Genomic DNA, 9,992 nt, shown 5'->3' on the forward strand with positions numbered 1-9,992 from the left:
CGTGGCTTCAAGTTTATCTCGTACGCCGTCTGGTGGGTTCGCCAGTCGATCCTGAAGGCGCTGTCCGACCAGGTCCGTACCGTCCGGCTCCCGCTCAACCGCGTCGGCACGCTGTCGAAGATGCGGAAGGCGTCGGCGCGTCTCGCCCAGGAGCTCGGCCGCCAGCCGACGGCGGAGGAGATCGCCAAGGAGCTCGACCTAAAGGAGGAGAAGGTCGTCGAGGGCTTGCAGCACTCGCGCCACTCGCTCTCGATGGACGCCCCGTTCGACGACGACGACGGCAACTCGCTGCTCGACGTCTTGGCGGACGACAACTACGAGCAGCCCGACGAGGACCTCACCAACGAGAGCCTCAACATCGACATCGAGCGGGCGCTCGCGACGTTGCACCCGCGCGAGGCCGAGATCACGCGTCTCTACTTCGGCATCGGGCACGAGCAGCCGCTCACGCTCGTCGAGGTCGGCCAGCGGTTCGGGCTCACGCGCGAGCGCGTCCGTCAGATCAAGGAGAAGGCGTTGCGCAAGCTGCGCCAGAAGCACCGCCGCGAGGAGTTGGTCGCGCACCTGAACTAAGGACTCGTCCTCGAGGACGATTTTCGCCCCGGCCGAGCACGCGCTCGGCCGGGGCGTTTTGCGTTTCGGGACGGCTGGTCCGCTGACCTCGAGGGCGGCTAGCTCGAACGCCGCGTCGAGAAGCGGAAGGGGAGGTACGCCGGACACGCCCCGACAACGCTCGTCGCGAGAAGGACGAGGGCCACGACGCCCAGCACGATGGCCGTGACGCCGCCGATGGCGCCGGTCGCGTAGAGGACCGCGACGACGGCGCCGGCCGTGAGGCGGAGGGTGCGGTCCAGGCCGCTCATGTTCTTGGTCATAGCTGTAGAGGTGGTGAGGCTCTACGATCCGACGCCTGTGTACCGCTCGTCCGTGACCCTGGTCACACAGACGCGTCCGCCCGCAATGCCTCGCCCTCGAGGACGGTGACCCGGCCTCGCGACAGCGCGACCCACCCCCGCCGTTCGAACTCCTCGAGCGCGCGGCTGACGACCTCCCTCGAGGTCGCGAGCTCGTCCGCGAGCCGCTCGTGCGTCGTGTCGATGTGGCCGTCGTGCTCGGCCTCGAGGAGACGCGCCGCCAGCCGGGCGTCGACGCGCTGGAATGCGACGGCGTCGACCAACTCGATAACGCGGGACAGGCGCCGAGCCAAGAGTCCGAACACGTGCTCGCGGAGCGGCGCGCTGCTCGCGAACGATCGCACGAACAGATTGGCCGGAATCATGACGGCTTGGACGGCGGTCTCGGCTTGGGCGAAGGCGGGGAACGCGTTGTCGCTCAGCAGGCACGAGGCGGTCAAGATGCAGCTCTCGCCCGGCTCGATCCGGTACAGCGTGAGCGCGCGTCCCTCGGGGCTCGCTCGGTACACGCGCACCTCGCCGGACACCACGAGCGGCACCGCACCGCACCGGTCGCCCTCGAGGCAGACGAACGCGCCGGCCTCGAGGGGGCCGGGCGCAACGCGTCGTCCTCGAGGCCGGACAGGAAGGGGAACGCCGCGCGGGCGTCATCGAGGACGGTCATCGGCATCGAGGACGGTCATCGGCTGGAGTGGGACAGAGGGTCAGGAAGCGACGCCCGGCGTGCTTGCTGGTCGGCCGCGCCGCGCGTCGGGATCCCGACGGCGGGCAACGCAAGGAGCAGGACCCCGATCCGCCTCACATCGCCTGGCGACCGTTGGCGTTCGCGGCCCCGCGCGTTGGGCGAAGCCCTCGCGTCCACGTCCCGTCCGGCGCGTCCGGCAGGTACCCCGACGACTGGCCCGGCACCTGACCGTCGTACGTCCGGGTGTCGACGACGCGGTAGTCGTTGCCACCTTCTGGCCCCAACGTCGGGTCGAAAAAGCGCGCGACCAAGTACACCGTCCCGCCCGCCTGGGGCAAGTCGAGGGCGCCGGCCGTCTCGGTGGCTACGGGGAATGACGGCCCCTGGAGGCGCACAGCGTCGAAGAACGCCTCGGGGTCGCTCATGGCCTCGAGGCTGGTCACGTTGAAGCCCTCGAGGGCGACGCCCTCGAGGAAGCCGCTCGTCCCCGCGGTCAGGATCTCGTTGATGAACGCCGGGCGCAGATGGATGTCGTTGGCCCCCCCGAGCGTGGGGCGGAGAGCCCCCTGGAACACGTCGGGGCCGCCGCTGGGGAGCCGGAGCGAAAGCCCGTCCGGGTACGACCCGTACGACTGCCCGGGTCGGATCGTGCCCACGAACAGCCGCCCGATCTGGTCGCCGGCTCGGTTGAACAGGCCGATGATCGTCGTCCCGGGCTCGACGTCGAACTCGATCGGGACCACGAAGTAGCCCTGGGGCGGGACCCGCACGCCGAACTCGAAGGTCTGCTTGCGCGGCTGCTGGGAGTCGTCAGAGATGCTGTACCCGCCGAGTTCGATGGTCGAGAACAGGGGGTTGTAGAACTCGAGCTGGGGGGTCGGGTCGAGCGAGACTTCGTTGAGAGCGGCGAACGAGGCCGTCTCGCGGTCCGTCGTAAATCCGGCGCTGACCTGGACCGCCGGCGACGGCGTCCACTGGGCGATGGTGAAGTAGCCGGCACCCACGAAGCCGAGCCCGCCTTGGACGTTCGTGAACACGCCCGGCTCCGCGAGCGCGGCCGGGTCTCCGCTCGGCGGGTCCCACTCGGCGTTGGCCGCGAACCCGACGTATTGGGCCGAGAGCAACCGCAGTCCCGTGTTGGCCAGTCCCTGCTCGTTGAGCGCACGGAAGACCGCGGATACAAACGGGACCCGGACGATCCAGACGCCGGGCTCTATCTCACGCGGTTGGACGTCGATGGGGATACGCAGCACCGTCGGCGCGTCGTCGTTGCCACCGCCGACGGCGAGGCGGAGCTGGCCGTTGAGGACGCGCGGCACGCCGTCGAACCGGATCGGGTAGGTGACCTCTCCGAGGGAAAACTCGGCGACGCCGACCGTCGGGGTGACGATGGGCGGGATCGTGACCTCGATGGTCGACGCGTCGCCGTCCGGTCGTACGGCCTCGAGGCGGATTCGTGCACCTGGCGCGGGCGTCGTGTCGGATACGAAGACGGTCCCCGTCGACCCGTCGGCGTAGGTCACCGTCGAGTCACGCCACGTCGCGACCTCGCCGGTCCCCAGGTCCGTCGACGTGACCACGGCCTCGAGGGCGGCGTCGCTGTCGATCCGGTCCGTGATCGGGATGACGCGGATCACCTGTTGGTCCGCCGTCGGGTCCAGGAATCCGTACATCGAGAACGGCAGGTCGAGGTCGACCGTAGCCGCGACGTCGTCTTCGCACCCTGCAAAGATGAGAGCGAGAAGGAGGAAGGGGAGACGTCTCATTGGGCAGTTCGGGCCGAGGCGTTAGCCGTGCCTCGGGTGGGGCGGAGATCGGTGGACCACACGCCGTCGGGCGCGCTGGGGAGGTAGCCGGAGGACCGACCCGGAAGTTGGATGCCATACTCCCGCGCGTCGACCGCTCGGATCTGCGTGGTGACGTCTAGCAGGGGGTTGACCGGACGTGGAGGCTTGCCGGGTCCCAAGATGGGGACGATGCGAGGGTCCCGGAAGAACGCTAGGGCGTAGACCGTCCCGCCTGTCTGGTTGAGGATCAAACCCGGATCTTGCTCCGCCGCGACCCCGAGCGTCCCGACGCCCGACGGGATGACCTCGCTGGCGGCTGTGCGGAGGGCTCCGGGGATGTCGCCCCGACGGATCACCGAAACCGAATCGATCCCGGGCATTACGGTCACGGTCTCTACCCAGCCGTCCGTTCCCTCGGTATAAATCTCGTTGATGTACGCGACCTCGAGGCCGAGTTCGTTCGGGGCGCCGCGTGTCGGCCGGAGCGGCCCTCGGAAGACGTCGTAGATCCGCTCGTCGAGGCCGACGGTCAAGCGCACAACAGAGGAAAGCCCGTCGGGGTAGGACCCGTACGACGCGACGCCTGCGCCTTCGTCGGCAAACAACGTGAGCGGGCGGACGTGAAGCACCAGTTCGCCCGTCCGTCCGAACACGCCGACCTCGAGGGTCCCTTGAGCGTCGTCCACCGCGAACTCGAGGTCGACGGTGGCGAATCCGCCGGGCGGGACGACGGTCGCGTTGGGGATGCGCTGGAGCCGGGGCTCGGAGGGCGTGTTGGTGAGCGTGTAGCCTCGCAGCGAGATCGGTCCGAGGGTGGGGTTGTAGAACTCGACCCACCCGTTGTCGCCCGCCACGATCTCGTTGAGGACGAGCGCGCTCACGGGGTCATCCCCGACCTCGAAGCCGGCCGCCGCCGCCGCGTCGAGGCCGGCCATCCAGCGGACCGTCGTGGCGTACCCCGACCCCACAAAGCCGAGTCCGCCCTCGACGTTCGAGAACACGCCCGGCTCAACTAGGACGTCGGGGTCTCCCGACGGCAGGTCCCACGCGTCGCCGGCCACGAAGATCGAGTACTCCAGGGCGACGAGACCCAGTCCGGCCTCGAGGACGCCCAGGCTTTCGAGCGTGGCGCGGGTGGCGGATACGAACGGGATGTCGACGCTCCAGACGCCAGGCGTCACCTCGCGCGGCTGGGCGCGGACCGGGATCTCGATCCGCCGCGTCGCTCCGGGTAGGTCGCCGGGGTAGCCGCCGACGACGATCTCGAACGTGCCCTCGAGGACGCGGGGCGCGCCTGCGAGCTCGACGCTGTACCCGATCCCGCCGTCGACGAACGACGGCACGCCCACCGTCGGCTGGGTGAGCGACGGGATCGTGACCGTCACCCTCGAGGCCGTGCCGTCCGACTTCCGGGCCTCGACCTCGATGGCGGTCCCCGGTCGGGGCGTAAAGTCGGCGACGAAGACGTGGCCGCGGGATCCGTCGGAGAACGTGACGAGCGAGTCCCGCCACGCGATGGTCTCTCCGGTCCCGACGTCCGTCGAGGTCACGGTCGCGTCGATGGCGTCGGGGTCCGAGCCGATCTCGGTCGCGATCTCGACGACCCGGATCGCCTGCTGGTCCGCGGTCGGGTCGAGGTAGCCGAACATCGAGAACGGCACGTCCAGGCCGATCGTCGGGTCGACCTCGTCCTCGCAGCCTGTGATGGCGAGGAGCATGAACAGGAGGAACAGCACCGACCGCCCTCGAGGGCGGATGCAGGATCGTCCTCGAGGACGAGGCCCGTCGGCCGCGCCGTCCTCGAGGCCGAGATGACAAGAGAGGGGTCGGGTCACAGCGAGCGTCGGGCTGTGGCGTTTGGAGCCGCCCGCGTGGGCCGGAGCTCTGGCGTCCAGTCGCCGTCGGGGCCGTCGGGGAGGTAGCCCGCGGAGCGACCCGGCACCTGGCCACGGTACGTCCGAGCGTCGACGACACGGGTGACGCGGCGGTCCAGGATCGGGTCGTCGAAGAGGGCCGCGAGGTACACCGTCCCCGTCACTTGGGGGAGCTCGAGGAACCGCGCGGTCTCGGGCGCGACCGCGAACGGCTCGTCGGAGAGCGTCACGGCGTTGAAGAACAGGTCCGGCGCCGAGAACGCCACGAGGTGTTGGACCGTCGCTCCGGGCCGGATGGCGGCCTCGACGAAGCCGTCGTCACCTCCCGCGAACACCTCGTTCACGACCGCCGGGCGGAACGCCGGCTCGTTCGGGCCGCCGGGCGTCGGTAAGAGCGGGCCTTGGTAGAGGTCGTCGTCCGTCCGGTCGATGCGGAGCGACAGGCCGTCGGGGTAGGAGCCGTGCGTGAGGCCGTCGCCGGTTCTGCTGGCGAACAGGCGACGGAGCTGGTCTCCGGTCCGGCTAAACAGCCCGATCGTCTGGCCGTCCTCGATTGGGAACGCGAGTGGGACTGCGAGGAAGCCCCGTCCGGGAACGGCGTCGCCGAGCTGGAACACCTGCTTCCGCGGCTCGCTCGCGTCGTCGGACAAGCCGTACCCATCGAGGTCGACGGACGTGAACAGCGGGTTGTAAATCTCGACCCATCCTTCGGCCGTCGACACTTCGTTGAGCGTCAGGAGCGCCGCCGCTTCTTCGTTGATGGCGAAACCGGCTGCGGCTTGGACCGCCGGCGACGGGACCCACCGCGCGACCGACTCGTGGCCGGCGCCGATAAATCCGAATCCGCCCTCGACGTTGGTAAAGGCTCCGGGCTCGCCGGCAGATCCCGGGTCGAGCGAGCGAGGGTCCCATCCGGCATCCGCTACGAACCCGGCGTACTCGACCGCGACCAACGTCGCCTCGCCGTTCGAAATCCCCTGTGTGCGCAGGGCCTCGCGAGCGAGCAGCAAGAAGGGGACGCGGACCTCCCAGGTCCCCGGTTCGACCTCGACGGGACGATCCTGGAGCCGCGCGCGTAGGACCACGACCCCGGGAAGGTTAGGGATGCCAGCGACCAGGATCCGAACCGTTTGGCCGAGAACCTGGGGCGCGCCGACGTAGCGGATCGGGTAGGTGACCTCGCCGAACGACCGCTCGGCGGGCCGGATCTCAGGAGCAATGACCGGGGGGACGGTCACTTCCGCGGAGGCGACCTCGCCGTCTCGAGACTCGACCTCGAGGCGGAGCCGCGTGCCCGGGGCCGGGGTAAAGTCGGCCGCGTAGACGGTGCCCTGCGTGCGGTCCGGGAACGTCACGAGCGAGTCTTGCCAGACCGTCACCTCGCCCGTCACCAGGTCCGTCGTCGAGACGGCGGCGTCCACAGCGACCGAGTCGTCGATCGTCCGCGTGAGCGGGACGACCCGGATCACCTGCCGGCTCACCGTCGGGTCGACGTAGCCGTAGAGCGTAAACGGGACCGGCACGTCGAGGACGCCGTCGACGTCCTCGATGCAGCCGCCCGCGGTGGCGAGACAGACGAGTCCCAGGAGCGCCCCGCGCACTAGTCGTTGGCGGCCAGCTTGATGCCGAACGACGGGATCAGGGGGAGCTGGTCCACGCGGCGCAGCGTGAAGGTGTCGTAGTAGAACAGGTTGCGCCGGTCGTACGCGTTGATGAGCGAGCCCTGGACGGTCAGGTCGAGGCCGGGCCGGAGCCGGAACGTCCGGTCCGCTGACAGGTCGAGGCGGTGGAAGGTGGGAAGCCGCCCGCCGTAGGGGCGCTCGTAGATCACGCGCTGCGTGCCGGGCTCCTGCAACACGTTCGGCGGGTTGTCGACCGGGATGTAGCGGTCGAAGCCCAAGGCCTGGGTAAACGGCAAGCCCGATCCGAACGAAAAGCGGGCCGCGAGGTCGACGCCGAGAAGCGTGCCCGAGATGAGCGCGTTGAGCTGGTGGCGGCGGTCGTGGGGCGGGTTGTACCGCAGCTCCTCGGTCCCGTACCACAGCTCCAAGTTGGGGCCTTGAGCGTCGTAGGTGACCTCGGAGAGTCCGTAGCTGACGTAGCCGTACAGGTCGCCCGCCCGGACCTCGACGCGCGTGTCCAGGCCGAAGACCTCGCCGGTCGCAGGCTGGGTGTCCGTCGTGAACCGGGGGAACGCCGTCCACTCGGCGACTTGAAGGTTCTCGAGGTACTTGTAGTACCCCTCCACGACGAACTCCAGGCCGGGAACGGGCGAGACGCGGTAGCCGGCCACGGCGTGCCACGCCGATGGGACCTCGCTGTCTCGCGCCCTCGTCCAGGCCGTGAACACGTTGGCCACGTCGCGGCGGTCGTTCACGCCGATGACCTCTTGGTGGTAAAGACCGCCGGCGGCCGAGAGCTCGTGGCGGCCCGCTGTGAAGACGGCCCGGCCGCGCGGCTCGAGGTAGGTCCGGCCGGCGTTGGGGAAGCTCTGGACGCGGATGCCCGCCCGGACGGCCAAGCCACCCAGGCGAAGCTCCGGCTCGAGGTAGGCACCGGACTCGGTAAAGAACTCGCGTTCCGGCGTGCTCCCGACCCGGTCGAGCGACGACGTCAGTCGGTTCGTGCGCACGAACAGACCGCCGTAGATGTCGACGTTGGGGAGGTAGTACGTCAGGTGTGCCTCGGAGCTGATCCGGCCGATGCCCGACTGCCGCAGCGGGAGGCCGCGGACCGGGTCCAGGCCTTGCTCGCTGTTCAGCTCGGAGGCGTTGACCAAGAGCTCGGCGCGCAGCGCGGAGACCGTCGGGAGGTACAGGAAGCGCATCCCGACCGCCGTGTTCTGGTACCGGACCTCGTCCGGGACCGCTCCGCCGACGTCCTCGCCGATCGTCCCTCGGTCGTAGGTGTGGATGCCCTGGAACGAGATCTGGGCGCTCGGGCTGACGATGGCGTGGACCTTGCCGAACACGTCGCCGAAGGTGAACGGGAGGTCGCGGTCCACCAGCCTCGAGGCGCCCTGCTCGATCACGCTCTGGCGGCCCGAGAGCATGAACGACGCGACGCCCTCGATGACCGGCCCCTCGACGCGGGCGGCGCTCACGAACGGCGCGACCGACGCCGCGGCCGCGAACTCCTGCTTGTTGCCGTTCCGAGTTTGGATGTCCAGCACGGACGAGACCTGGCCGCCGTAGCGCGACGGGTAGCCGCCGGCGTACAAGTCGGCGCCCGCCAGGATGTCGCTCGGGAACGCCGAGTAGAAGCCCAGGACGTGGAACGGCTGGTAGAGCGCCATCCCGTCGATAAGGACCTGGTTCTGGCTCGGCTCGCCGCCTCGGATAAAGAGCTGGCCGCCTCGGTCGCCGGTCGTCACGACGCCCGGCGAGGTCGTGAGGTAGCTCACCAGGTCGCCCGAGACGTCGGGCGCGGGCACGATGTCGATGTCGCGCGGGTCGATGGCCTGGACGCCGGCCGTGACCCGGGCTCCGCCGCCGGTCCGCTCGCTCTCGACCACGACCTCGAAGCCTTCGGCGGCGGCCTCGAGGGCGATGTTGTAGGACAGGATGCTGCCCCCGATGTCGAGGGTGTCCACCGAGGTCGTGTACCCGACGTAGCTGACCCGGACGAGGTAGCGGCCCGGCGTCAAGCGCGGGATCACGTAGAGCCCGTCGGTGTCCGTCGCCGAGCCGCGCGCGTCGCCGCCGTCGACAGGCTGTGCGAGGATGGTCGCGCCGATAAGGGGCTGGCTGTCGTCCGCGCCCGTAACGAAGCCGCGCAGCCCCGCGGACTGAGCAGAAGCTGGGAGCGCAGCGGCGAGGACGAGGAAGGCGAGAAGCAGTCGGGTCATAGACGGGCGAGAACGGAGCCGGGCCAAGGTACCGGCCCGGACCCTGCCACCCGAGGGTCTATATAGTGCCCTAGCTAGACGTCGGACATGGACGCCTCCGCGATCTGCTCCAGCCGCTCGCGCTCCGCGTCGGAGAGCGTCCGGTCGCGGCGGGCCAAGACCGCCTCGGCGACCTCGAGGGCCTTGTCGACGCGGTACGGGACCAGGCCGTCGGAGCCGCCCCAGACGAAGCTCGGGACGTGCCGAGGTGGGAAGCCGGCCCCGAACAGGTTCGCGAACACGCCGACGACGGTGCCCGTGTTGAACATGGTGTTGATGGAGCACTTGGAGTGGTCGCCCATGAACAGCCCGGCGAACTGACGGCCGGACGAGACGAAAGCGTCCTCGAGGGCGTCCCAGACCGCGATCTCGCCGTAGTCGTTCTTCAGGTTTGACGTGTTGGTGTCGGCCCCGAGGTTGCACCACCGCCCGAGGTAGCTGTCGCCGAGGTAGCCGTCGTGGCCCTTCGAGGACAGGCTGTGCATGACGCTCCCCTGGACCTCGCCGCCGACCTTCGACCAGTACCCGAACGCGCTCGTCTCGATGCGCGCCGCCGGCTTCACGATCCCCTTCGGCCCGACAAACACCGGCCCCCGCAGGACCGCGTTCTCTCCGATCTCAGCGCCGTCCCCGATCCACACTGGCCCACCGTGCGCGCTCACGACCGCTCCGGCTCGCACCGTCGCCCCGGCCGCGACGTGAACCGAGTCTCGCCCGACGATCGTCGCTCCGTCCTCGATCTCGCCCTCGAGGACGCCGAGCGAGCCCATCGAGGTCAGGTCGTGCGTGATGCGGTTTTCTAGGTCCGAGATCAGGTCCCACAGCCGCTCGATCAGGATCGCGTCC

General features: G+C 69.6%; 7 protein-coding genes and 2 pseudogenes. 1 reads left to right on the plus strand and 8 read right to left on the minus strand.

Annotation, left to right across the window (positions count from 1 at the left end; genetic code table 11):
- Window positions 1-573, plus strand: a 573-nt coding sequence (locus WBA11_RS14355; RefSeq protein ID WP_424521356.1) for a sigma-70 family RNA polymerase sigma factor, incomplete at its 5' end; no start/stop codon positions are given.
- Window positions 574-671: 98 nt separating this feature from the next.
- On the opposite strand, the gene WBA11_RS14360 is transcribed toward WBA11_RS14355, so the two are convergent.
- The 8 genes and pseudogenes from WBA11_RS14360 to WBA11_RS14395 form a co-directional block, all read right to left on the minus strand.
- The gene (locus WBA11_RS14360; protein WP_424521357.1) at window positions 672-875 is read right to left on the minus strand and encodes a YgaP family membrane protein; all 204 of its coding nucleotides are present in this window, start codon (window positions 873-875) and stop codon (window positions 672-674) included.
- Between the two features lie 62 nt (window positions 876-937).
- Window positions 938-1,279 carry a Crp/Fnr family transcriptional regulator gene (locus WBA11_RS14365; RefSeq protein WP_424521362.1) on the minus strand — a complete coding sequence of 114 codons (342 nt, stop codon included), beginning with the start codon at window positions 1,277-1,279 and terminating at the stop codon, window positions 938-940.
- Window positions 1,262-1,489 (minus strand): annotated as a pseudogene (locus tag WBA11_RS14370) (Crp/Fnr family transcriptional regulator); the annotation flags it as partial. The gene WBA11_RS14365 and the pseudogene WBA11_RS14370, both read right to left, overlap by 18 nt.
- A 223-nt stretch (window positions 1,490-1,712) precedes the next feature.
- Window positions 1,713-3,365 carry a hypothetical protein gene (locus tag WBA11_RS14375; RefSeq protein ID WP_424521358.1) on the minus strand — a complete coding sequence of 551 codons (1,653 nt, stop codon included), beginning with the start codon at window positions 3,363-3,365 and terminating at the stop codon, window positions 1,713-1,715.
- Window positions 3,362-5,221 carry a hypothetical protein gene (locus WBA11_RS14380; RefSeq protein WP_424521359.1) on the minus strand — a complete coding sequence of 620 codons (1,860 nt, stop codon included), beginning with the start codon at window positions 5,219-5,221 and terminating at the stop codon, window positions 3,362-3,364. The genes WBA11_RS14375 and WBA11_RS14380 overlap by 4 nt, the downstream gene beginning before the upstream one ends.
- The gene (locus tag WBA11_RS14385; protein ID WP_424521360.1) at window positions 5,218-6,861 is read right to left on the minus strand and encodes a hypothetical protein; all 1,644 of its coding nucleotides are present in this window, start codon (window positions 6,859-6,861) and stop codon (window positions 5,218-5,220) included. The genes WBA11_RS14380 and WBA11_RS14385 overlap by 4 nt, the downstream gene beginning before the upstream one ends.
- Window positions 6,861-9,107, minus strand: coding sequence for a TonB-dependent receptor (locus tag WBA11_RS14390; protein WP_424521361.1), 2,247 nt, complete (start codon window positions 9,105-9,107; stop codon window positions 6,861-6,863). Before WBA11_RS14390 ends, WBA11_RS14385 begins: the two co-directional genes overlap by 1 nt.
- A gap of 74 nt (window positions 9,108-9,181) precedes the next feature.
- Window positions 9,182-9,992, minus strand: a pseudogene (locus WBA11_RS14395) (hypothetical protein); the annotation flags it as partial.

This window comes from Rubrivirga sp. (assembly GCF_049648075.1).
Lineage (GTDB): Bacteria > Bacteroidota > Rhodothermia > Rhodothermales > Rubricoccaceae > Rubrivirga.

Excerpts from the sequence above, each read along its gene's own strand:
- WBA11_RS14360 (WP_424521357.1), bottom strand. The coding sequence starts at position 875 with ATGACCAAGAACATGAGCGGCCTGGACCGCACCCTCCGCCTCACGGCC.
- WBA11_RS14365 (WP_424521362.1), bottom strand. The coding sequence starts at position 1,279 with ATGATTCCGGCCAATCTGTTCGTGCGATCGTTCGCGAGCAGCGCGCCG.
- WBA11_RS14375 (WP_424521358.1), bottom strand. The coding sequence starts at position 3,365 with ATGAGACGTCTCCCCTTCCTCCTTCTCGCTCTCATCTTTGCAGGGTGC.
- WBA11_RS14390 (WP_424521361.1), bottom strand. The coding sequence starts at position 9,107 with ATGACCCGACTGCTTCTCGCCTTCCTCGTCCTCGCCGCTGCGCTCCCA.